We start from the raw sequence: 22,759 nt of genomic DNA, 5'->3' as shown, positions 1-22,759 counted from the left end.
CCGCCATGATCCACCCCACCGACGCCTCCCCCCAGCATGCCCCGGTGCCGCAGGCCTGGCCCGGCGAGATCCGCCTGAGCGAGGACAAGCGCATCCTCGCCATCGCCTTCGACGACGGCGCGCGCTTCCGCATCCCCGCCGAGCTGCTGCGGGTGGAAAGCCCCTCGGCCGAAGTGCAGGGCCACGCCCCGCACGAGAAGATCACGGTCGCCGGCAAGCGCGCGGTGCGCATCACCGAGGTGGAGATGGTGGGCAACTATGCCATCCGCCTCGTGTTCGACGATGGCCATTCCACCGGCATCTACCCGTGGGCGCTGCTCTACCGCTATGGCCGCGACCAGGAGGCGCTCTATCGCGCCTATCTCGACGAGATGAGCAAGCGGGGCCTGTCGCGCGATTGACCGGCCGCGGGCGCCGGTCAGGAGAGGCCGGCGATGAAGCCGTCGGACGTGACGAAGATGTGCTCGGCCGCCGGGCGTGACGGCAGGCCGGGCATGGTCATGATGTCGCCGGCCAGGGCCACCACGAAGCCGGCGCCGGCGGACAGCCGCACGTCGCGGATGGGCAGGGTGTGGCCGCTCGGCGCGTTGCGCTGGGCGGGATCGGCCGAGAAGGAATACTGCGTCTTGGCCATGCACACCGGCAGATGGCCGAAGCCCGCCGCCTCGAACTCCTTGAGCTTGCCGGCGGCGGCGGCCGAAACCTCCACCCGGCCGGCGGCATAGATCTCGCGCGCCACGGTCTCGATCTTCTCCCGCAGGCCGAGGGCGTCGGGGTAGAGGAAGCGGAAGGTGGAGGGCCGCTCGGCCAGCGCCAGCACCGCGCGGGCCAGCCCCTCCGCCCCGGCGCCGCCGTCCGCCCAGTGGGCGCACACGTGCACCTCCACGCCCTCGGCCGCCAGCGCCGCGCGCACCGCCTCCACCTCGGCCGGCGTGTCGGTGCTGAAGCGGTTGAGCGCCACCGCCACCGGCAGCCCGAACTTGCCCAGGTTCTCCACATGGCGCTTCAGGTTGGCGGTGCCCGCCGCGACCGCCGCGACGTTCTCCGGCCCCAGGTCCTTCACCGGCACGCCGCCGTGCATCTTCAGGGCGCGGATGGTGGCCACCACCACAGCGGCGGCGGGCGCCAGACCCGCCTGGCGGCACTTGATGTCCAGGAACTTCTCCGCGCCCAGGTCGGCGCCGAAGCCGGCCTCCGTCACCACATAGTCGGCCAGCGCCAGGGCGCTACGGGTGGCGATCACCGAATTGCAGCCATGGGCGATGTTGGCGAACGGGCCGCCGTGCACCAGGGCCGGCGTGCCTTCCATGGTCTGCACCAGATTGGGCTGGAAGGCGTCGCGCAGCAGCGCCACCATGGAGCCGATGCCGTTCAGCTCCTCCGCCGTCACCAGGCGGCGGCTCCGGGTCTGGCCGATCACCATGCGCGACAGGCGGGCGGCGAGATCCTCCAGGCTGTCGGCGAGGCAGAAGATGGCCATCACCTCGCTGGCCACGGTGATGTCGAAGCCGTCCTCGCGGGGGAAGCCGTTGGCCGGCCCGCCGAGGCCCACGGTGATCGCGCGCAGCGCCCGGTCGTTGAGGTCCATCACCCGCCGCCAGGCGATGCGCCGGGAATCGAGATCGAGCCCGTTGCCCCAGTAGATGTGGTTGTCGATCAGCGCCGACAGCAGGTTGTGGGCGGCGGAGATGGCGTGGATGTCGCCGGTGAAGTGCAGGTTGATGTCCTGCATGGGAATGATCTGCGCCCGGCCGCCGCCGGTGGCGCCGCCCTTGGCGCCGAACACCGGGCCGAGGGACGGCTCGCGCAGGCACACCGCGGTCTTGGCGCCGAGCCGGGACAGGGCGTCGCCGAGACCGATGGTGGTGGTGGTCTTACCCTCCCCCGCCGGCGTCGGGCTGATGGCCGTGACCAGGATCAGCTTGCCCCGGGCGGCACCCCCGGCGGCGCCCTCGGCGGCCCCATCGGGCGCGCTGTCGAGATCGGCCACGAAATCCAGGGAGAGCTTGGCCTTGTGCGGGCCGTAGCGGAAGATGGCATCGGCCGGAATGGACAGCTTGGCCGCCACGTCCAGGATGGGCAGCGGCGTCACGCTCGCCGCGATGGCGGCATCGGAGGCCGGATCGACGGGACGGGCGGTTCTCTGGTGCATCAGGCGATTCCCCGGCGGGCTGGGCAGCCCCGACCCTAGAGCAGCCGCGCCCCCTCCCGCAACGCGGAACGGCCGTGAAACCCGCGCCCGCCCCCCCCGAATCCGACCGCCGGCGCGGCGCGGCGCGGGGAATGGGCGGTCCCGCCACCCCAAGGCCCGCGCCCGGTTCCCCGCCGGCGGGCAAGGTTCAGGACCGGGGCGTCGCGGGGTCGAGCAGGGAACGGTCGCGGCCCGCGCGCTTGGCGGCATAGACCATGACGTCGGCCCGATGGATGACCTCACCCAGGGTCTCCGACGGGCCGGCCTCGGCGACGCCGACGCTGGCGGTCACCGCCCGGCCGTCGCTCAGGTCCTCGAACACGGTGTCGCGCAGGACGCGGCGCATGCGATCAGCGAGGGCGAGCGCCGCCTCTCCCGAAGCGTGGGGCAGGAGCACCACAAATTCCTCGCCGCCGAACCGCGCCGCCACGTCCCAGTGCCGCAGCTGGCCGGACAGGATGTCGGCGAACTGCTTCAGCACCCGGTCGCCGGCACCGTGGCCGTAGCTGTCGTTGATGGACTTGAAGTGGTCGAGGTCGCAATACAGCACGCTCAGGGGCCGCATGGCAGCGTCGGCCCAGACCGGCTGCGCCTCCAGGTGGAAGCCGCGCCGGTTGAGCAGCCCGGTCAGGGTGTCGGCGCCGCTCTCGCGGCGGAAATCCTCGATCACGTCCAGCGCCACTGCCACGAACAGCATGAGGGCGATAAGCAGGCCGGAAATGAACACGGTGAAGTTCAGCACCTGCCAGAACGGCGACACCGCGAAACCCCGCCGCATTTCCAGTGGGTCGGCGCCAGCGGCGATCATCTCGTCATAATGGGCGAGGTCCCCGGCAAGCGGCGCCGTGAGCACCGTGCGCACGAAGAAATGCAGGCCGAACAGCAGCAGCACCCAGAAGAAGGCGCGGTCGAGCACGCCCCGCGCGCGCCGCTGGCGCATCCGCAGCGCCACCACCAGGCAGATGAGCCCATAGCCGAAGTTCTGCGTGTAAATGCGGCCGAGCAGGCTGCGGTGCACGTAATAGAAATAGATGCTCGCCGCCACCACGCCGAGGGCGATCGCCAGGGTGAGCGTCTCCCGGCGCGGCTCGTGGAAGCGCAGCGAGATGCCCTGCGCCAGCAGATAGATGCAAGCCGTGTAGATGGCCGCCGACACCACCGCGTTCAGGCCGTCGTCGCGCGGGATGAACAGCATCTGCGACAGCGCCGCCAGCATGTAGCAGAGGAAGGAGAGGGACAGCAGCAGGATGTAGACGCGCTCGCGCCGGTAGGTCCACACCGCGAGATACACGGCGGACAGGAAGAAGGCGACGATCGGCCCCGTGTAAAGATAGAGGCCCCCAGCGGCCATCGCCTTCTCCAGTGCCCGAGTCCGTCGCCGCGCCCCGGCGGATGCCATTCCCGACCGGCTCCAAACGGTGCCGAGGCTCTAGTCCCCGGCCAAGGGAAGTCAAGGCCGGGAGGTCAGCGCCGGTACAGCCACACCCTCAACTCGTCCCGCAGGCGGCGGAAATCGTGAAACGTGAAGGCCAGCAGCGCCGTGGCGACCAGCGCCAGCACCGCCGACACGGTGGCGGACCACCCCAGGGCCGAGGCGCAGAAATCGTACACCAGGTAGGCCAGCAGCGCCGTCACCGCCAGCGCGATGCCGAAATAGACCCGCGAATCGAGCCGCGCCAGGGCGATGCCCGCCCCGACCCAGATGACGATGGCGATGAGGATGGCCCAGCCCCAGCCGAGCCCGAACTGGCGGGCGACGAAGCTGCCGCCGAATGCGCACAGAAGGACGAAAGCCAGCAGCAGCAGCAGCCCGGCCCGCAGGCGAAGGATCGAGGCGCGCGGCGCTCCGGTGGTTGGACTGGACATGATGCCTTTCCTTGAGGTGAGATCCGCTCGCCCCGAGGGCGGCGGCGATGGGACCTCTTACGATGCGGCGAATGCTCGTGGTACTCAATGCCAAAGCCGGCCGCCTGCTCGATCTCGGCGCCGAGCCGCTGCGCCAGCGGGTGGATGCGGCGCTCGCCCGCGCCGACCGCGACGTCGAGGTGGTGGTGGCCGCCGGCGAGGCCCTGACCCGCCGCATCCGCGAGGCGGCGCACGAGGGCTATGACACGGTGGTGGTGGGCGCCGGCGACGGCACCCTCTCCTATGCCGCCTCCGTTCTCGCCGAGACCGAGGTGGCGCTCGGCGTGCTGCCGCTCGGCACCATGAACCTGCTGGCCCACGACATCGGCGTCCCGCGCGATCTCGACGGCGCCCTCGCGGCGCTGGGCGATGCCTGCCCCCTGCGGGTCGATCTCGGCAGCGTCAACGGCCGGCCGTTCCACAGTGTCTCCGGCGTCGGCTTCTTCAGCCAGATGGCGCTGGCACGCGAGCAGCTGCGCGAGCGGCACGGGCGCATCGCCGGCTGGCTGATCGCCCTCGCCCGGGCGGCGGTGCGCGCCGGGCGCCTCTCCCTGGAACTGGAGCTGGAGGGGGTGTCGCACCCCATCGAGGCCTATGCCGCCCTGGTGACCGTCAACGCCTTCGACGCCCCCGGCCTGCACCGCACGCGGCTCGACGGCGGGATGCTGGAAGTGCTGGTGGCCGAGGATCGCGGCACGCTGGCGCGCCTGAAGGCCGGTGCCGACGTGCTGGTGGGGGCCTGGCGCGACAACCCCGGCATTCATGTCTTCTCCACCCGGCGGGTGACCATCCACGCCCGCCGCCGCCGCGCCTGGGTCGCCACCGACGGCGAGGTGACGCGGGAGACCCTGCCGCTGCGCTATGCCATCGCTCCCGGCGCGCTGCGCCTGCTGGTGCCGCGCGCATCGCCCCACTGGCAGGCGCACCAGCGCGCCGACATCACCTGAGCCCGGATCCGGGCTCATGACACGGCCCCGGATTTCTCGCCCCTGAACCGGCACTCCGGACCGCGCCATGATCCGGCGCCCCGACGGGGTACTCCGGACTCGCGCCCCGACCGCGCGACCTCACCGCACGCCCCCCGGGGCCGGCACTCCCGACCTAGCACCCCCGACCTAGCACCCCCGACCTGGCACCCCCGACTTGGCGCCCCTGGGCCCCGGTCCGCCGCCGGCGCCCAGCGGACACGCTTCGGCACAGTGCCGGCGCGCCCCTCACCCCAATCCTCGCGGTCCTTCGGCCCCAACCGGGCGCCACGGGCAGGCTCGGCCGGACCAGCGAGGGGTCCGCGCCCCAGCCCTCGCGCCCGGCGGCGCGGCGGCCTATGGTGCCGGCCCTCGCCTCTCCACTCCGCGCCACGCCCGGGCGCCGACGGTTCTCCCATGCAATTTCCCACCGCCCTGGTTCCGGCCCGGCTGATGCGCCGCTACAAGCGCTTCCTCGCCGACGTGGTGCTGGAGGACGGCCACGAGACCACCGTGCACGTGGCCAATTCCGGCGCCATGCTGGGCCTCGACACGCCGGGCAGCCGGGTCTGGCTGTCGCTCAGCCCCAACCCCACCCGCAAGCTGCCGTTCAGCTGGGAGCTGGTGGAGGCCGATTTCGGCGCCGGGCCCGAGCTGGTGGGGGTCAACACCATGCACCCCAACGCTTTGGTGGCGGAGGCCATCGCCGCCGGGCAGGTGCCCGGCCTTGCCGGCTATGCGCGGCTGCGGCGCGAGGTGAAATACGGCGTCAACAGCCGCATCGACATCCTGCTGGAGGACGATGCCCGCCCCGCCTGCCTGGTGGAGGTGAAGAACGTGCACCTCATGCGCGCCGCCGGCGCCGCCGAATTTCCTGACTGCGTCACCGCGCGCGGCGCCAAGCACCTGGTGGAGCTCGCCGCCGAGGCGCGGGCCGGCCGGCGCGCCGTCATGGTCTATATCAGCCAGATCGGCTCGGCCCGGAGCATCGGCCTCGCCCGTGACCTCGACCCCGGCTACGGCAAGGCGTTCGATGCCGCCCGCGCCGCCGGGGTGGAGGCCATCGCCCTCACCTGCCGGATCGACCTGGAGGGCATCGCGGTGAGCGCGGAAATCCCGATGACCGGCTGACCCGCGCGCCTCCGGCCGGCACCCGGAAGCCGCACGGACAACGCTCCGCTTGCTTTGGCCGCCGCTTGGCCTAAATCTTGGTGCAAGGGATGTGCGGCGCCCGCGCGGCGCCGGGTCAAAAGGCATTTTTCATGACCTATGTGGAAGCGGCGGACGCGCCGCTGCGGAAGACGGGACACATCAAGCTCTACGGCCCGGAAGGCTTCGCCGGCATGCGCAAGGCGGGGCGACTCGCCGCCGAGATTCTCGACGCCGTGGCCGAGATGGTCGGTCCGGGCGTCACCACCAGCGCCATCGACGCCCTGGTTTACGAGCACGCGGTGGCCAATGGCGCCTATCCGGCGACGCTGATGTATCGCGGCTATCGCTATTCGGTGTGCACCTCCATCAACCACGTGGTCTGCCACGGCATGCCCAACTCGCGGCCGCTGCGCGAGGGCGACATCGTCAACGTGGACGTGACCGTGGTGCTCGACGGCTGGTACGGCGATTCCAGCCGCATGTTCGCCATCGGCGAAATCCCCCGCCGGGCCGAGCGGCTGCTGGAGGTGACCTACGAATCGATGATGCGCGGCATCGCCGCCATCAAGCCCGGCGGCCATGTGGGCGACATCGGCGCCGCCATCCAGGAGTTCGTGGAGCCGCAGCACATGAGCGTGGTGCGCGACTTCTGCGGCCACGGCGTCGGACGGGTGTTCCACGACGAGCCGAACATTGTGCACGTGGGCCGGCGCGGCGAGGGACCGGAGCTGGTGCCGGGCATGATCTTCACCGTAGAGCCGATGATCAACCTCGGCCGCCCGCACGTGAAGGTGCTCTCCGACGGCTGGACCGCCGTGACCCGCGACCGCTCGCTTTCGGCCCAGTTCGAGCACGCGGTGGGCGTGACCGAGACCGGCGTCGAGATCTTCACCCTCAGCCCCAAGGGCTATCACAAGCCGCCCTATCTGGCGGCGTGAGGGGTCCGCGCGCCGTGGCATGGCCCGGGCGCGCGAAAATGCGCACCCTGGGGCCGGATCGATTCGACCCGCCTCGGGTGACGATCGAGCCGGCGACGATGTAGCTGGTGACGACGCGGCTGGCGAGGGAGCGGCGGGGAACAGACCCATGGCGGATGAGCCCGACGGCGGCCTGAACGATGCCCCGCACTTCCATGGTCACCGTGACCGGCTGCGGGCCCGCTTCCGCGAGGTCGGCGCCCAGGCCCTCGCCGATTACGAGCTCCTGGAGCTGATCCTGTTCCGCGCCATCCCCCGGCGCGATGTGAAGCCCCTGGCAAAGGCGCTGATCGAGCGTTTCGGCTCGTTCGCGGAGGTCATCACCGCACCGGCGCGGCTCTTGGCCGAAGTGCCGGGGGTGAAAGACGCTATCATCACCGAGCTGAAGCTGGCCGAAGCCGCCGCCCAGCGCCTCGCCAAGGGGCAGGTGAAGCGCCGCCCGGCGCTCTCATCGTGGAGCGCGGTGCTCGATTATTGCCGCACCGCCATGGCCTATGCCGACCGCGAGCAGGTGCGCGTGCTGTTCCTGGACAAGCGCAACCAGCTCATCACCGACGAGGTGCTGCAGACCGGCACCGTGGACCACGCCCCGGTCTATCCGCGCGAGGTGGTGAAACGGGCGCTGGAGGTGTCCGCCTCGGCGCTGATCCTGTGCCACAACCACCCGTCCGGCGACCCCACGCCCTCGCGCGCCGACATCGACATGACGCGCAAGATCATCGACGTGGCCAAGCCGCTGGGCATCGAGGTGCACGACCACATTATCGTCGGCAAGGACGGCCACGCCAGCTTGAAGGGGCTGCGGCTGATCTGATCCGGCGCCGGCATCGGCGTCCGCCCCCGCAAAACGAGCCGACGCTCGTGAGCCCCCGGCACGAGCACCCGCACTAGGTGTTTGATCGCAGGCTTTGATGGTGCAGTCTTTTCGCAGGACTGGAAGGATGCGCTATGGGCCAGGTTCTCCATGGATGCGCCACGACAACGGAGGCAGTCCGGCGAGCGATACAGCATAGTCAAGAGCGCCTGAGGGCTCTGGCCAAGCGCTACGGGATCAACCCGAAAACAGTCGCAAAATGGAAGAAGCGGACCTCGGTCGCCAACCTGCCAAGCGGACCTAATACCATCGCCCCGGTCTTCGACCGGAGCCAAGTGGGTCCGCTCACGCGCCGCGCGGGCTTGACCAAAGGCGCCGAGGTCCAGCGTTCTGGCACCAGCGGAAGAGGCGATCATCGTCGCCTTCCGCAGGCATACCCTGTTGCCGCTCGACGACTGCCTTTACGCCTTGCAGGCCACGATCCCCCACCTGACCCGCTCGTCGCTTCACCGTTGCCTTCAGCGCCACTGCATCTCCCGCCTTCCCCATGTCGAAGGCGACACGCCGGCGAAAAAGACGTTCAAGGCCTGCCCGATCGGCTTCTTCCACATCGACATCGCCGAGGTGCACACAGCGGAAGGTCAATTGCATCTGTATGTCGGCATCGACCGCACGACGTTCGCCTTTGCCCAACTGGTCGACAAGGCCATCCCGGCAACGGCACGCGCTTCCCTTGATGCGCTGGCGGCCGTCATTCCTTATAGGATCGAGAGGGTTCTGACCGACACCGGCATCCAGTTCGCCGACCTGCCGAAGAACCTTTCCGGTCCGACCGCCATGTGGCGCGGGCATCCCTTTGATCGCGCCTGCCAGGCCCACGGGATCGAACACCGGCTGACGAAGCCCAGGCATCCCTGGACCAACGGGCAGGTCGAACTTCTGTCCCCCACGATCAAGGAGGCCGCAGTCAAGCGCTTCCACTATGACGACCACGACCAGCTTCGAGCCCATCTCAAAAGCTTCGTTGCCGCCTACAACTTTGCCCGTCGCCTCAAGACCCTGAAGGGCCTCACGCCCTACGAATTCATCTGCAAACGATGGACCTCAGTGCCAGAACGATCCACGCTCAACCCCATCCACCAAATGCCGGGACTAAATACCTAATACCGGTGGAGACTCCCGCCGGCCGCGCCCGGTGGCCGAGCCAATTTCCGCGAGAGCTGCACGCGGCGGCCGCAGGGCCGGGGAAGAGTGCATTGGCCGAGGGCGGGGAAATGGCGGCCGGCCCCCACCCGTCCCGCGCGCCCTGCGCCAGCGCTCGTGGGGAGTGCCAGCGGCTCCGGCGAAGGGCGCGGGCGCGGCATCGCGGCTTTCGCACCCCCATCAGCGGTGACCCCGGATCTGCGGCCACCGCCCTCGTCATCGACCGCGGAATCGGCCGTGCGGCAGGAGCGGGCCGCCAGCGCTCGAAAACCCAGGCCGGCGCCGTCTCGAAGCCGGTCTCCTCCATTCCGCGGTATGGGCACCCCCGCTCCATCCTGACCGAGATCCGCCGCCGCGCGACCTCCCCTGTCAGCCACAGGGGAGCCAGCACCACCGCCGCCTTTCTTCAGATGGCTGGACCCGGCCTTGGCCAATCCCGAGAGCGATGCCCACCCGGCCCGAGGGCCGCCCCGCCGCGCCGGGCGCGGGGCGCCTTAGAGATATCCGGAGACGGACGATACCCGGATGCAGCCGCGAACGATCGAGAGGGCAATGCCAGCCGTTCCCCGCCCGCTGCCACGCGGAGGGGTGCTGAAAAGGCCGAGGGAGCAGACCGGGAATGACCGGATGGCATTCCATTCCGCGGGGCAACGCCACGGAGCGACCACCGGGATTATCAGTCAACGTTCCGGAAGACACTGCTCTTTGGCTCTCGGGCACCGGAGGCCACGGCGAGACTTCCCCCAAAAGAAAAGGGCGCCGCGCGGATGCGCGGCGCCCTGCTTCGTCAGATGACGAAAGGGATCACTTCAGCTTGCTGAAGGCGGTGTCGAAGGAGATCGACGCCACATAGCGGTCGCCGCAAGCGCTGGTGTAGCCGCTGATGAGGCCGCACTGATAGCCGCTCAGGTCGCTGTCGTAGTAACGCAGGTCGAGGGTGGCCGCCTTGTAGGTGAAGCCCAGACCGACGTTCCAGGTGGCGTAGTCGGGCATGGTGTAGTTGGTGCCCCACGCATAAGCGGTGGTGGTGCCCAGCCACTGGTAGCCGACCTCACCCGACACGTAGAAGCCAACGTCCTTCACGACGCTGTACTTGCTGAAGTCGAGCTTCAGGGTACCGGAGAGGTAGGTCTCGCTGGCGCCCGTTCCGGCATAGCTGTTGCCGTAGTAGACGTTGCCGCCGACGGTCACGATATCGTTGAACGCGTAGGTGGGCTTGAAGTAGATTTCCCAGTAATTGTAGTCGGTGTCGTCCCAGCCGGTGGCGGGGTTCGTGCCGCCCGGATAGGCGTAGTACACGAAGCCGGCGTCGAGGGTCAGGCCACCCCAGGTGTGACGCAGACCGGCATAGAGATCGACCTCGGCCGAGCCGTCATAGAGGAAGCTGACGTTCGACGACCAGATGCCGGCGTAGAACCAGTCGAGCGCCTGGAACTCGGCATAGCCCTGCACGGCGGCGTTGCCGCTGGTCTGGGTGATGCCGCGGAACACGTAGTCCGTGGTCAGCTTGACACCGAAGGCCACATCCCAGGCCGGCGCCGCGGGCTCAACCGCCGGAGCCTTCACCGGATAGGACAGATCGGCCGCCGAGGCCGCGCCGGCGAAGAGCATGGAAGCAGCGACCAGTGCAATCTTTTTCATATGTATTACCCCCGCAGAGATTTAAGGAGATAAAAATCAGGTCCGGCGTCGAAGTCCAATGTGAAATTTGAGGCAGGGCGTGCCACGCGTTTAGGCAAACCCGCATGAATGCTGGATTTTCGTGTTGCGTTTCGGCAACGCCCCGCGCCGAACTGAAATCCACCCCGCTTCCTGACAGGAAAAACGTCTGCCGGCGAGGCGCATCGGCCGTCATGGACGGGTCATGAGAAGGGGTCGGCCCCGCTCCGGAATCCGTGCCCAGGTACCGTCTTCCTGCCGTGCGAAGCGAATCGTCGGCCCATCGGCCACACCCCGCACCAGAATGTTGCCTCCGGACATCTCCCAGGTTGCGGGCGCGAAGCGGGTCAGGGACTCGTCGCAGTCGGGGGCCACCTGCACCAGATAGCCGCCGCGCGCGGCGCGGGCGTCGGTCAGGGTCCAGCGGCACACCGGCCCGGCGCCCCGCCCCAGCAGCCAGTCCCCGGTCACCTCGTCGACCGCCGCCGCCCCGGCGTCGAGGGCGGTCGGCGGCCCCAGGAAATAGACCCCGTCGCCTTCCCGCAGCGCCTCGAAGCTGCCGCCTGTCGCCTCGGTGAACTCGGCGATCGTGCGGCCATGCTCGTTCAGCAGGCGGATCGAACCGGAGGCGTCCGGCGTCCAGGCGCCCACCTGGGCGGCGAAGACGATGGCGGCGCAGGCGCGCCGGTCCAGCGTCACCGCGAACCCCGCCCCGGACGGCTGCGGCGAAAGGAGCAGATCGCAGCGCCGCTCGCCGTCGGCGCTGGTCAGGCGGAACGGACCCGCCAGCCGCTCCACCGCCTTCTGCAGCGGATCGTCCGGCCGCGCCGCGGCGGCTGGCGCCTGTGGGCGCGGGGGGGCGGCCGGCGCCCCCTGGGCGAGGACCGGCGCGATCAGGGGCGCCGCGCCCCAGAGCACCGTCGCCAGGGCCACCAGCGGGGCGGAGACGGACCGAACCGGCATGCTGCGACCTCCATCGACCGGCGACCGGCGGGTCTCACCCGCCGGGGCCCGGCATCGTTCTGCGGCGCCGCGCGCCGGCCTGCAAGCCGCTCAGCGCAACGGCCAGGGGGTTTCCGGCACCGGCGTCAGCGGCCCCCCGCCGTCGAACCAGGACAGGATGTTGTCCACCACCAGCTGGCCCATGGCGGCGCGCGTGTGGCGGGTGGCCGAGCCCACGTGTGGCAGCAGCACCACGTTGTCGAGGGAGAGGAAGGCCTCCGGGACGTTCGGCTCATCGGCGAACACGTCGAGCCCGGCGGCCAGGATGGTGCCGGCCTGAAGCGCGCCGAGCAGGGCGGCCTCGTCCACCACCGAGCCCCGCGCCACGTTCACCACCACCCCCTCGGGGCCCAGCGCCTCCAGCACCTCCGCATTCACCATGTGGCGGGTGGCCGGGCCGCCCGGCACGATGACGATGAGGGTATCCACCGCCCGCGCCAAAGCCAGAAGGTCGGAGAAATGGGGGTGCGGCAGGTCCGGCACCCGGCGCCGGCTGTGATAGGCCACCTGGAGGCCGAACGCCTCCAGCCGCCGGGCGATGGCGCGGCCGATGCGCCCCATGCCCACCACGCCTATGGCGCGCCCGCGCAGGGTGGCGGTGAGCGGAAACGCGCCCTGCCGCCAGCGCCCGGCCCGCACGAACCGGTCGGCCTGGGGAATCTGGCGCACCGCCGCCAGCAGCAGGCCAAGCGCGAGATCCGCCACCTCCTCGTTCAGCACGTCCGGCGTGTGGGTGACGACGATGCCGCGCCGGGCGGCGGCCTCGGCGTCCACCGTGTCGTACCCGACACCGAAATTGGCGATGATCTCGAGCTTCGGCAGGCGCGCCATCAGCGCCGCGTCCACCCGCTGGCCGCCGCGCGTGGCGATCGCCCGCACCGCCTGCGGATCGAGCCCATCGAGCGCCGACACCGGCACCAGCTCGAAGCGCGCCTGAAGCTGGCGCTCCACCACGGATTCCATCACCGGCCCGGTGAGGAGAAGGGTCGGGCGTGCGTTGGCGGTCATGGGCAGTCCTCGATTGGGCCGGCGCCGGGACCGGCCTGCCCCTGTTTACGGCCGGAGCGGGCGCCGCTCAAGCACGCGCGCGACCCGCGCCGACGCCAATTTTCACAGCCCCGCGAAGGCATTGGCGCACTGGCCTTCCCCTGCGAAGCTTTGCCCGCTTGCCGGCCGGCGCCGGCCGTGGCACCGGTTGGCATTCATCGCGCCGAGGCCCGGCGGTTCATTCGAAAATTGGGAGAGGGTGATGGTCGAGCGGGTGATCGAATCGATTCTGTTCCGCAGCCGCTGGATCATGGCGCCGTTCTACCTCGGCCTGGTGGTGGCGCTGCTGGTGCTGCTGTTCAAGTTCGGCAATGAGGTGGTGCATTTCGTCACCCACGCCATGGGCGCCAGCGAGAGCGACACCATCCTTGGCATCCTGGCCCTGGTGGACCTGACCCTGACCGGCAATCTGGTGCTCATCGTCATCTTCTCGGGCTATGAGAACTTCGTCTCCAAGATCGACCCCGCCGGCCATCCCGACTGGCCGGAGTGGATGACCCGGGTGGACTTCGCCGGCCTCAAGCAGAAGCTGCTGGCCTCCATCGTCGCCATCTCCGCCATCCAGCTGCTGAAGGCGTTCATGGACCTGCCCAAGGGCTACAGCCAGGAGATCCTGACCTGGCTGGTGGTGATCCATGTGGTGTTCGTGGGCTCCAGCCTGGTGCTCGCCTGGTCCGACAAGCTCTCCAGCAGCAAGCACTGAGCCCCGGCCCGGCCGCCTCAGCGGCCGGGCAGCACCAGCACGGTGGGCACCTTCGGCAGGGCCGCGCGGGACACGACGACCCGGGCCCCGGCGGCGCGGATCACGGCGTGGCTCCCGCCCAGCCGCGCCAGGAAGCGCTCCAGCCCATGGGCGCTGAAATAATGCATCGGGATCACCAGCGGGGCGCCGATGGCGTTCAGCGTCTCGACCATGCCGTCGAGATCGAGGGTGTAGGCGCCGTCCACCGGCGCCAGCACCACGTCGATGCGGCCGAGCGCCTCCAGGTGGGCGCGCGTCAGCAGGTGGTGCAGATGGCCGAGGTGGGCGATGCACAGCCCCGCCACCTCGAACACGAACATGGAATTGCCGTCATATTCGGTCGCCCCGCCGCCGCGCAGATTGGTGGGCACGTTACGCACCCAGACATCGGCCAGGGTCAGCTCGTGCCGCGCCGGGCCGCCCTCCGGGTTCCAGCCGCGCAGCACATGGGCGATGCCGTCCTCCGGCGCGACGGTGAAATGCGAGTCGTGGGCATGGTTCATGGTCGCGATCCGCGGCGGGGCCGGCGCGCGGACATACGCATTGTAGTCGGTGACGATGGTCACCCCGTCCGGGCTCTCGATAAGGAAGCTGGCGTGGCCGAGGAAGGTGAGCGCCACCTGTGCCGCCGCCTGCTGCGCCACGCCCAGGCCCCCACCCGTACCTGAGCTATCGCCGCCGCCGAGCGCGGCCAGCCGCAGCGGCGCCCCGCGCGCCACCGGGCGCGGGCATTTTTCCACCTGCGCCCAGGCGGGCGGCGAGGCGGACGGCGCGAAGATCAGCCACGCCGCCAGCAGCGCCATCTTGATACCGCCAAAGACCGGCCTTCGCCCCATGGCATTCTCCCGGCCCTCCCCCCGCGGCAGGCGGAAGGAACGGGCGCGCCTTCATCTTTCCCGGCGCCGCCGCAGCCTGCAACGGCATGTAATGCAACCGGCCGTCACACCGCCGTGAACCTGCCGCGCCGCGAAAATCGCCGAGACCGCCCCGCATCTCACCTTGAGAAATCCCGCGCGAGGGTGCAGAACGTTGCGCGCCCGGGGGGTGGAGCGTTCACAATGCATTTCAACTTGGTCATCATCCAGCCGGCGGCGGCGTTGATCGCGGGTGTGTTGATCCTTGTTTTTCCGCGCCTTCTCAACGTTCTGGTGGCCCTCTACCTGATCCTCGTCGGGCTCACGGGTCTTCTGGGCCAATAACGGGTTTGCTCAAAAACGACGAAAGGAGCGCCTTGGAACCTGCCGGTGCGGTTGATGCCTTGTGCACTGCGAGCTAAAGCATCCGCCCATCCCGCATGTCCCGCGCCCCTCCACAAGGGATCTCCTAGATGACGAAATGGGTCTACACCTTCGGCGACGGCAAGGCCGAGGGCAAAGCCGACATGAAGAATCTGCTCGGTGGCAAGGGGGCCAACCTCGCCGAGATGTCCAACCTCGGCCTGCCCGTTCCGCCCGGCTTCACCATCACCACCGAAGTGTGCACCTATTATTATGCCCACGGCGAGACCTACCCGGCCGAGCTGAAGGGTGACGTGGAAAAGGCGCTCGCCCAGGTTGGCGCCCTGGCAGGCAAGTCGTTCGGCGACGCGGCGAACCCGCTGCTGGTCTCGGTGCGCTCCGGCGCCCGCGCCTCCATGCCCGGCATGATGGACACCGTGCTCAACCTCGGCCTCAACGACGAGACCGTGGACGCCGTGGCCAAGCTCGCCGGCGACCGCCGCTTCGCCTATGACAGCTACCGCCGCTTCATCACCATGTATTCCGACGTGGTGATGGGCGTGGCCCACCACCACTATGAAGAGATCCTCGAGCACTTCAAGGCCGAGAAGGGCTACACCCTCGACACCGAGCTGTCGGCGGACGACTGGGCCTTCCTCATCACCAAGTACAAGGCCAAGTTCCAGGAGGAGCTCGGCAAGCCGTTCCCGCAGGACCCGCACGAGCAGCTGTGGGGCGCCATCGGCGCCGTGTTCGGCTCCTGGATGAACAACCGCGCGATCACCTATCGCCGCCTGCACTCCATTCCGGAGAGCTGGGGCACCGCGGTGAACGTCCAGTCCATGGTGTTCGGCAACATGGGCGAGACCTCGGCCACCGGCGTCGCCTTCACCCGCAACCCCTCCACCGGCGAGAACGCGCTCTATGGCGAGTTCCTGGTGAACGCCCAGGGCGAAGACGTGGTGGCGGGCATCCGCACGCCCCAGGACCTGACCGAGCGCGCCCGCATCAACGCCGGCTCCGACAAGCCCTCCATGGAAGCCGCCCTGCCGGACGCCTTCAAGGAATTCGAGCGCATCTCGCACATCCTTGAGAACCACTACCGGGACATGCAGGACCTGGAATTCACGGTGGAGAAGGGCAAGCTCTGGATGCTCCAGACCCGCTCCGGCAAGCGCACCGGCAAGGCCGCCCTGCGCATCGCCGTGGAGCTGGCGAACGAGGGCCTCATCACCCAGGAGGAGGCGGTGGGCCGCGTTGAGCCCGGCGCGCTCGACCAGCTGCTGCACCCGGCCATCGACCCGAAGGCCGAACGCACCGTGCTCACCGTCGGCCTGCCGGCCTCGCCCGGCGCCGCCGCCGGCGCCATCGTGTTCTCGGCCGACGAGGCCGAGGCGTGGAAGGAGAAGGGCCGCAAGGTCATCCTGGTGCGCGCCGAGACCTCGCCGGAAGACATCAATGGCATGCATGCCGCCGAAGGCATCCTGACCTCGCGCGGCGGCATGACCTCCCACGCGGCCGTGGTGGCCCGCGGCATGGGCAAGCCCTGCGTCTCCGGCGCCGGCGCTGTGCGCATCGACTATGCGGCGCAGACCATGACCGTCACCGGCCAGGTCTTCAGGAAGGGCGACTTCATCACCATCGACGGCGGCAACGGCCAGGTGCTGAAGGGCGAAGTGGCCATGCAGCAGCCCGAGCTGTCCGGCGAGTTCGCCACCCTCATGGGCTGGGCCGACAAGGTGCGTCGCCTCAAGGTGCGCGCCAATGCCGAGACCCCGGCCGACGCCCGCATGGCCCGCTCGTTCGGCGCCGAGGGCATCGGCCTGTGCCGCACCGAGCACATGTTCTTCGACGCCGGCCGCATCCTGGCCGTGCGCGAGATGATCCTGGCCGACGACGAGGCCGGCCGCCGCGCCGCGCTGGCCAAGCTGCTGCCGATGCAGCGCGACGACTTCGTCGAGCTGTTCGAGATCATGAAGGGCCTGCCGGTCACCATCCGCCTGCTCGACCCGCCGCTGCACGAGTTCCTGCCCCACACCGAGGCGGAAACCGAGGAGGTGGCCAAGAGCCTGGGCGTGGACGTGGAGCGGATCGAGCGGCGCAACAAGGAGCTGCACGAGACCAACCCGATGCTCGGCTTCCGCGGCTGCCGCATCGCCATCGCCTATCCCGAGATCGCGGAAATGCAGGCCCGCGCCATCTTCGAGGCGGCGGTCATCGCCGCCAAGCAGACCGGCGAGACCGTGGTTCCCGAGATCATGGTCCCGCTCATCGCCACCAAGGCCGAGCTGGACATCGTCGGCGCGGTGATCCGCAAGGCCGCGGCCGATGTGGAGGCCGAGACCGGCGCCACGCTCACCTTCCAGGTCGGCACCATGATCGAATTGCCGCGCGCCGCGCTGCAGGCCGGCCAGATCGCCGAGAGCGCCGAGTTCTTCTCCTTCGGCACCAACGACCTGACCCAGACCACGTTCGGCGTGTCCCGCGACGACGCGGGCACCTTCCTCGGCACCTATGTGCAGAAGGGCATCGTGGAGACCGACCCGTTCGTCTCCATCGACGTGGACGGCGTCGGCCAGCTGGTGAAGCTCGGCGCCGAGCGCGGCCGGACCACCCGGCCGAACCTCAAGCTCGGCATCTGCGGCGAGCATGGCGGCGACCCGGCCTCGGTGAAGTTCTGCGACAGCATCGGGCTCGACTACGTGTCCTGCTCGCCGTTCCGCGTGCCGATCGCGCGCCTCGCGGCGGCCCAGGCCGCCCTCGCCCACAAGAAGGGCTGACTCTTTTCGCGCGGCGCCCCGCGCGAAACCCACACCCAGGCGCCGCCGACGCCCAGAAGGTCCGTCGGCGGCGTGGAGACTCCAGGATGACGATGATCTCGACCCGTCAGATCACCGCCCGCAAGGCAGCGCCGGCCCCCTCCAGCGCTGCCTTTTTCGTGCGTCCGGCACGCGTCGGCGGGTGCCGCGCCGGCCTGCTGGCCGCGGCCGCCGTGGCCGCCACGCTCCTGGGCGCCGGACCGGGCCGGGCGGTGGAGCTCGACGCCTTCCTCCATGGGGTGGACGACTGCGCCCTGCCCTCGCCGGACAGCCCCCTCGGCGCCTTCGTCCGCTCCCTGGTCCAGCGCTACAGCAACAAGCCCGGCAATCCGCGCGGCTACTCGGCCGACCGGGCCGACATCCCGCTTGTCGTCCCGCCGGACATCGCCAGCGCCTTCGGCACGCCGAGCACCACCAATTTCGGTGAATATACCCAGGTCTCCGTCCCGCTGACCGGCTCCTACGGCGGCTTGCCCCTGAGCCTCATGACCTTCCGCTTTGGCAATCGGAACGGCATCAAGGCGTTCATGCTCACCTTCAACGCCAGCCGCGCCGAGGTGGTGTCGGAATTCGCGGATGCGGTGGAGAACGCCGATGAGCGCGGGCAAGCCGCCGGACGGCGCGGCGACGGCTATTCGGCGGAGATCCTGTTTGGCGAGCCCGGCCGCATCGCCTGCGACTGGTCGTCCTGACGCTCGCTCCCGAGCCTGCCCAGAAGGAGCAGATGGCCGGACAGGCGCCGTGCCCGTTCTCTCTCGCCCGCGCCGGGCGCCAGCTCCCCGCCGCCCGGTCCGCCGACCAGCTCCGCCGCCGCATCGACGGGTCGGAGCACTTTCTTAACCATCTTCCCTTATGCCTGTGAACGTGCGCTGGGCGCTGCGCCATTCCCCGGGGAACCCCCCATGCCGGGCAATAAAAACGCCCGCCAGGAGGTCCCGGCGGGCGTGGGATCGATCTCTTTCCTAAAGGACCGGGCGCCCCGGCGGGCGCCAGCCCTCACTCCATCTCGATCGCGTCCGCCGCCACCGGCGAACCGGCGCTGCTCGGCTGGCTGGCGTTCAGCGCCATGCCAGTGAGCGCATAGCCGAGCACCAGAGCCGCAAACACGGCAATTCGCTTGAACATCGCTTCTACCCCGACCCGGAACATCACGCCCAAGGCTCGCGGCCCCGTTCGGTGGCCCCCTTCGCGAATCCTGGCGCGGGTGGAGTTCTAGCCCCCAAAAACCAAACGGACGATGAACGCCGCACAGAAATCGACGCGGCGCAGCATTCCCATTGGGGCTGTGTCACCCAGGCCACAGCCCCGTTGCCCCCGGACGACCGGGTGCCGCGCACGACGGCCCCGGCCAGCTCCGGCTTCAGCCCTCCAGAGCTTCCTCGGCGGCGAGCTCGGCGGCCACCTCGGCGCGGGCCACGGCGAGCTCCGCCTCGATCTCCGCATCCTCGTCCCGGTTCGTGCGCACGTCCTCGCCACGGGCCTGACGCTCGGCCTCCTCGGCATTCCGGGCGACGTTCACCAGCACCGTCACCTCGACCTCAGGGTGCAGGCTGACCGGCACCACGTGCTGGCCCAGGGTCTTGATGGGGTGGTTCAGCACGATCTGGCGGCGATCCACCACGAAGCCGGCGGCGGTGAGACCATCGGCAATGTCGCGGGTGGACACCGAGCCGTAGAGCTGGCCGCTCTCGCCCGCCTGGCGCAGGGTGATGATGGACTGGCCGGCCAGCTTCTCGGCCACCGCCTCGGCGTCCTTGCGGCGCTCCAGGTTGCGGGCCTCCAGCTCCACCTTGAGGTGCTCGAACTTCTCGCGATTGGCCTTGGTGGCGCGCAGCGCCTTGCCGTTCGGCAGCAGGAAGTTGCGGCCGAAACCGTCGCGCACCTTCACCACATCGCCCATCTGGCCGAGCTTGGCGACGCGCTCAAGAAGAATGACGTCCATCTTTGTCTCCTGGAATTTCAGAATGTTGAGGATGAGAGACGCCGGTCAGCGATCATTGGCCGCCGGCGGGCCGAGGCCCGAGGCGAAACGCGACCGGAAATCGAACAGGGAATCGGCGAAGCCGAGCACCGCCATGGCCACCACCGGCCAGCCCAGCACCAGGGTGGTGACCCACAGGCCGGCGAGGACGAGAAAGCGGGCGCCATGGCCCAGCGTGATGGCATGCACCACGGCAAAGCCGGTGAGGGCAAAGGCGAACAGCACCGTGGCCGCCGCCACCGATCCCGCGAGACCTGCCATGCCCGGCAGGAGGGTGATGAGAAGCCCGCCGGCCAGGGCATAGCCGGCGATCCGCGGCAGCCGCAGCGCCGACAGCTGCGGCCATGGCCGCGCCAGGCGCTGCGAGATCAGCGCCGCGCGGCCGGCCAGATAGAGGCAGATGAGCTGCGACACCATGGTGATGAGGCCGGCCATGGGCGGCAGCACATGGGCCATGAACGCGCCGATCGCCGCCGGATCATGCCCCAGCCCGGCGGGACCGGGGGTCACCATGGCCTCGACGGCCAGCGTGATCGCCGCCTTGTAGGCGTCATAGTCGGTGGCCATGGACAGCACCGCCACCCACACGCCCACCGTGGCGAATGCCGCGGCGATCAGCACCAGCCCGCCCACCGGGAACCACGCCACGCCATCACGGCCCGCCGGCTCCGGCCGCGCCAGCAGCGCGGCGTAGGCTAGAGCGAACGCCGGCGCCCCCATGCCCACTGCATAAGCGAGGAGGAAGGTGCCGCCGAACATCAGGCCGAGACCGATGCCGGCGAAGACCACCGCGAGCGCGGCGGCGATGGGGGAGAAGGCGATACCGGCGATCATCACCGGAAGGGGCGCCAGATAGAACAGCGGGACGGCCAGCATCGACCCCGCCGCGACACCGGCGGCCAGCAGGGCGGAGGCCGCGGCGGCGGCTATGGCGATGAGCAGAAGAGGTCCCATGGCGACGAGCTGTCCCGCATGCGAGCGGTTAGAGGCGGCCCCGGGCAGCCCCAGCCAGCGCCGAGGGGGTCATTCCCCCCGGCGTGTCGGGATCTGAAGGGGCCGCGGGGCGGCTCCTTCAGATCGTGCGTGCAATCAGCGGATCACGAACGGCAGCAGACCCAGGAAGCGGGCGCGCTTGATGGCCGCGGCCAGCTCGCGCTGCTTCTTGGCCGATACCGCCGTGATGCGCGACGGAACGATCTTGCCGCGCTCGGAAATGTAGCGCTGCAGCAGCCGCACGTCCTTGTAGTCGATCTTCGGCGCATTCGGGCCGGAGAACGGGCAGGTCTTGCGACGACGGAAGAAGGGACGGCGCTGACCGCCGCCGGCACCACCGGACTGAGCGAACGCCATCAGACTTCCTCCTCGCTGTGGGTCTCTTCGGTCGGACGCGGACGGCGCGGACGGTCCTCGCGGCCGCCGAAGCCCCGGTCACCGCGATCGCCCCGGTCACCGCGCTCGCCCCGCTCCCCGCGCTCGCCGCGATCATCGCGGTCGCGCTTCTGCAGCATGGCGGACGGGCCTTCCTCGTGCTCCTCCACGCGGAGGGTGAGGAAGCGCAGCACGTCTTCGTCGATGCGCTGCTGACGCTCCAGCTCCTGGATCGCTGCCGCAGGGGCAGAGATGTTCAGCAGCGTGAAATGCGCCTTGCGGTTCTTGTTGATGCGATAGGTCAGGGACTTCACGCCCCAGTACTCGGCCTTTCCGACCGAGCCGCCGTTCGCTTCGATGACACCCTTGAAGCGGGTGGTGAGTTCCTCGACCTGCTGCGCCGTGACGTCCTGGCGCGCGAGGAACACGTGCTCGTAAAGCGGCATGTGCTCTTTTCGCCTTTCGTTTCCTCCGTCCACCGGCGCCGAGCCCTTCTTGCCTTTTCCGAAAGGCGCGAAGCGCGGAAGGCGGAGACACGGGACGACGGGCCTTCGCCCTGCCTCTCCCCGACCCGCGAGGTCATGGGAAAAGCCGTCCGTTCAGCCTCCGGCCGGTGTAACGGAAGCGGCGCGTATAACAGGTTTCAGCGCGAAAGCAAGGGCGGAGCGGCCCGCGCGCCCATCCTCAGTCGCCGCGCCGGCGGCCGGAAAGCTGGGCGACTTGCAACACCGCCCGCTCGCAGATGGCGGGCGCCAGCGCTGCGTTGCGCCGCCCCGCCAGCACCGCCTCGTCCACCGCCAGCATGGCGCGCAGGCAGCGGTCCGGATCGAACCCCCGCAACGCCTTTTCCAGCTTCGGCTTGCGCGAGAAGTGCACGGCCGGCCGGGCGCTGTCGATCACCCGGTCGGGGCTCTGGCCGGCGGCCACCTGCAACGTCATCTGGTGGAGGCTGGCCAGTGCCCGCAGCAGCCCGCCCAGCACGGCATCGGGCCGGGTGGCCGCGCCGAAGGCCTTGGCCAGCGCCGCCACCGCCTCGCCGGAGGCGCCGGACAAGGCCGCATCCACCACATCGTCGAGGGCCAACGCCGAGGCATCGCCGACGATCACCCGCACATCCTCCACGCTGACCCGGCCCTGGCCCTGCGCATAAAGCGCGAGCTTGGCGATCTCGCCGCGGGAGGCCAGGCGGTCGCCGCCGATGAGCGACACCAGGAGCTCACGGGCATCGCGGTCGATGGCAAGGCCCGCCTCCGCCATCATGGTGTCCACCAGCCGGGCGAGGTCGCGCTCGGTATCGGCATAGCAGGCGATGGCGAGGGCGTTGGGCGACGATTCGCACAGGCTGCGCAGCGGCGCGCCGCGCTTCAGGTCGCCGGCCTCCACCACCACCAGGGTGCCGCCCGCCTGCTCCAGCACCGGCTGGAGCGCCGGCACGATGTTGCGACTGCCGGCGCGCACCCACACCACCCGCTCGCCGCCGAACAGGCCGATGGTGGAGGTTTCATCGATGAGCCGGCGCGGGTCGGAGGCGAGATCCTCCCCCTCCAGCCGCACCAAAGCGAACGGATCGTGGGCGTCGGGCACGGCGCGGCGTACCAGCCCCTCGGCACGCTCGCGCACCAGGCCGGTATCGGGACCGAACAGCAGCACCACGCTGCGCTTGGGATCACGCCGGGCCAGGGCCGCCTCGGCGTCGCCGGGGCGAACCGCCACCATG

Annotated in this window: 22 protein-coding genes and 1 pseudogene; 10 read left to right on the top strand and 13 right to left on the bottom strand. The window is 69.8% G+C overall.

Annotation, left to right across the window (positions count from 1 at the left end; translation table 11 throughout):
- The first annotated feature begins 5 nt into the window (after window positions 1-5).
- The gene (locus V5F53_RS20715; RefSeq protein ID WP_393995544.1) at window positions 6-401 is read left to right on the top strand and encodes a gamma-butyrobetaine hydroxylase family protein; all 396 of its coding nucleotides are present in this window, start codon (window positions 6-8) and stop codon (window positions 399-401) included.
- Window positions 402-418: 17 nt separating this feature from the next.
- On the opposite strand, the gene V5F53_RS20710 is transcribed toward V5F53_RS20715, so the two are convergent.
- From V5F53_RS20710 to V5F53_RS20700, 3 genes are all read right to left on the bottom strand, one after another.
- The gene (locus tag V5F53_RS20710) at window positions 419-2,152 is read right to left on the bottom strand and encodes a formate--tetrahydrofolate ligase (protein ID WP_393995543.1); all 1,734 of its coding nucleotides are present in this window, start codon (window positions 2,150-2,152) and stop codon (window positions 419-421) included.
- Window positions 2,153-2,339: 187 nt separating this feature from the next.
- Window positions 2,340-3,542 (bottom strand): GGDEF domain-containing protein, encoded by a 1,203-nt coding sequence (locus V5F53_RS20705; RefSeq protein ID WP_393995542.1) that lies wholly within the window; start codon window positions 3,540-3,542, stop codon window positions 2,340-2,342.
- A gap of 113 nt (window positions 3,543-3,655) precedes the next feature.
- Window positions 3,656-4,057 carry a hypothetical protein gene (locus tag V5F53_RS20700; protein WP_393995541.1) on the bottom strand — a complete coding sequence of 134 codons (402 nt, stop codon included), beginning with the start codon at window positions 4,055-4,057 and terminating at the stop codon, window positions 3,656-3,658.
- 71 nt (window positions 4,058-4,128) lie between these two features.
- On the opposite strand from V5F53_RS20700, the gene V5F53_RS20695 reads away from it, so the two are divergent.
- From V5F53_RS20695 to V5F53_RS20675, 5 genes and pseudogenes are all read left to right on the top strand, one after another.
- Window positions 4,129-5,043, top strand: coding sequence for a diacylglycerol/lipid kinase family protein (locus V5F53_RS20695; protein WP_393995540.1), 915 nt, complete (start codon window positions 4,129-4,131; stop codon window positions 5,041-5,043).
- Window positions 5,044-5,478: 435 nt separating this feature from the next.
- Entirely contained in the window at window positions 5,479-6,192 is a 714-nt protein-coding gene (gene sfsA / locus V5F53_RS20690; RefSeq protein WP_393995539.1) for a DNA/RNA nuclease SfsA, read from the top strand.
- Between the two features lie 131 nt (window positions 6,193-6,323).
- Complete coding sequence (gene map, locus V5F53_RS20685; protein ID WP_393995538.1) at window positions 6,324-7,151, top strand: type I methionyl aminopeptidase; 828 nt, start codon at window positions 6,324-6,326, stop codon at window positions 7,149-7,151.
- 19 nt (window positions 7,152-7,170) lie between these two features.
- The gene (gene radC, locus V5F53_RS20680; protein WP_445329440.1) at window positions 7,171-8,004 is read left to right on the top strand and encodes a RadC family protein; all 834 of its coding nucleotides are present in this window, start codon (window positions 7,171-7,173) and stop codon (window positions 8,002-8,004) included.
- Between the two features lie 134 nt (window positions 8,005-8,138).
- Window positions 8,139-9,168 (top strand): annotated as a pseudogene (locus tag V5F53_RS20675) (IS481 family transposase).
- Between the two features lie 843 nt (window positions 9,169-10,011).
- On the opposite strand, the gene V5F53_RS20670 reads toward V5F53_RS20675, so the two are convergent.
- The 3 genes from V5F53_RS20670 to V5F53_RS20660 form a co-directional block, all read right to left on the bottom strand.
- Entirely contained in the window at window positions 10,012-10,848 is an 837-nt protein-coding gene (locus tag V5F53_RS20670) for a TorF family putative porin (RefSeq protein WP_393995536.1), read from the bottom strand.
- A 210-nt stretch (window positions 10,849-11,058) separates the two neighbouring features.
- The gene (locus V5F53_RS20665; protein ID WP_393995535.1) at window positions 11,059-11,829 is read right to left on the bottom strand and encodes a protease inhibitor Inh/omp19 family protein; all 771 of its coding nucleotides are present in this window, start codon (window positions 11,827-11,829) and stop codon (window positions 11,059-11,061) included.
- Between the two features lie 90 nt (window positions 11,830-11,919).
- Window positions 11,920-12,831, bottom strand: coding sequence for a 2-hydroxyacid dehydrogenase (locus tag V5F53_RS20660; protein WP_393995934.1), 912 nt, complete (start codon window positions 12,829-12,831; stop codon window positions 11,920-11,922).
- 286 nt (window positions 12,832-13,117) lie between these two features.
- On the opposite strand from V5F53_RS20660, the gene V5F53_RS20655 reads away from it, so the two are divergent.
- Window positions 13,118-13,618: a TIGR00645 family protein gene (locus tag V5F53_RS20655; RefSeq protein WP_393995534.1), complete on the top strand. Its 501-nt coding sequence runs from the start codon at window positions 13,118-13,120 to the stop codon at window positions 13,616-13,618.
- Between the two features lie 17 nt (window positions 13,619-13,635).
- Here V5F53_RS20655 and V5F53_RS20650 read toward each other — a convergent pair whose 3' ends face one another.
- The gene (locus tag V5F53_RS20650; RefSeq protein ID WP_393995533.1) at window positions 13,636-14,493 is read right to left on the bottom strand and encodes an MBL fold metallo-hydrolase; all 858 of its coding nucleotides are present in this window, start codon (window positions 14,491-14,493) and stop codon (window positions 13,636-13,638) included.
- 222 nt (window positions 14,494-14,715) lie between these two features.
- Here V5F53_RS20650 and V5F53_RS20645 point away from each other — a divergent pair, with 222 nt between their 5' ends.
- From V5F53_RS20645 to V5F53_RS20635, 3 genes are all read left to right on the top strand, one after another.
- On the top strand, window positions 14,716-14,856 hold the full coding sequence (locus V5F53_RS20645; RefSeq protein ID WP_393995532.1) for a DUF3096 domain-containing protein: 141 nt from the start codon (window positions 14,716-14,718) through the stop codon (window positions 14,854-14,856).
- 128 nt (window positions 14,857-14,984) lie between these two features.
- Complete coding sequence (gene ppdK, locus V5F53_RS20640) at window positions 14,985-17,654, top strand: pyruvate, phosphate dikinase (RefSeq protein ID WP_393995531.1); 2,670 nt, start codon at window positions 14,985-14,987, stop codon at window positions 17,652-17,654.
- Between the two features lie 86 nt (window positions 17,655-17,740).
- A complete protein-coding gene (locus V5F53_RS20635; protein ID WP_393995530.1) occupies window positions 17,741-18,385 on the top strand; it encodes a hypothetical protein in 645 nt (214 codons plus the stop codon).
- Window positions 18,386-18,689: 304 nt separating this feature from the next.
- Here V5F53_RS20635 and V5F53_RS20630 read toward each other — a convergent pair whose 3' ends face one another.
- The 6 genes from V5F53_RS20630 to holA form a co-directional block, all read right to left on the bottom strand.
- The gene (locus V5F53_RS20630) at window positions 18,690-18,851 is read right to left on the bottom strand and encodes a hypothetical protein (RefSeq protein WP_393995529.1); all 162 of its coding nucleotides are present in this window, start codon (window positions 18,849-18,851) and stop codon (window positions 18,690-18,692) included.
- Window positions 18,852-19,053: 202 nt separating this feature from the next.
- On the bottom strand, window positions 19,054-19,635 hold the full coding sequence (gene rplI / locus V5F53_RS20625; protein ID WP_393995528.1) for a 50S ribosomal protein L9: 582 nt from the start codon (window positions 19,633-19,635) through the stop codon (window positions 19,054-19,056).
- 45 nt (window positions 19,636-19,680) lie between these two features.
- Window positions 19,681-20,628 (bottom strand): DUF2232 domain-containing protein, encoded by a 948-nt coding sequence (locus V5F53_RS20620; RefSeq protein ID WP_393995527.1) that lies wholly within the window; start codon window positions 20,626-20,628, stop codon window positions 19,681-19,683.
- A gap of 135 nt (window positions 20,629-20,763) precedes the next feature.
- A complete protein-coding gene (gene rpsR, locus V5F53_RS20615) occupies window positions 20,764-21,024 on the bottom strand; it encodes a 30S ribosomal protein S18 (RefSeq protein ID WP_393995526.1) in 261 nt (86 codons plus the stop codon).
- Window positions 21,024-21,488, bottom strand: coding sequence for a 30S ribosomal protein S6 (gene rpsF, locus V5F53_RS20610; RefSeq protein WP_393995525.1), 465 nt, complete (start codon window positions 21,486-21,488; stop codon window positions 21,024-21,026). Before rpsF ends, rpsR begins: the two co-directional genes overlap by 1 nt.
- A 238-nt stretch (window positions 21,489-21,726) precedes the next feature.
- Window positions 21,727-22,758 carry a DNA polymerase III subunit delta gene (gene holA / locus V5F53_RS20605; protein WP_393995524.1) on the bottom strand — a complete coding sequence of 344 codons (1,032 nt, stop codon included), beginning with the start codon at window positions 22,756-22,758 and terminating at the stop codon, window positions 21,727-21,729.
- Window position 22,759 lies beyond the last annotated feature (1 nt).

This window comes from Xanthobacter cornucopiae (assembly GCF_043195065.2).
GTDB lineage: Bacteria > Pseudomonadota > Alphaproteobacteria > Rhizobiales > Xanthobacteraceae > Xanthobacter.
Note: the sequence above shows the minus strand (reverse complement) of the source record. Positions and strands in the feature narration are given on the sequence as shown.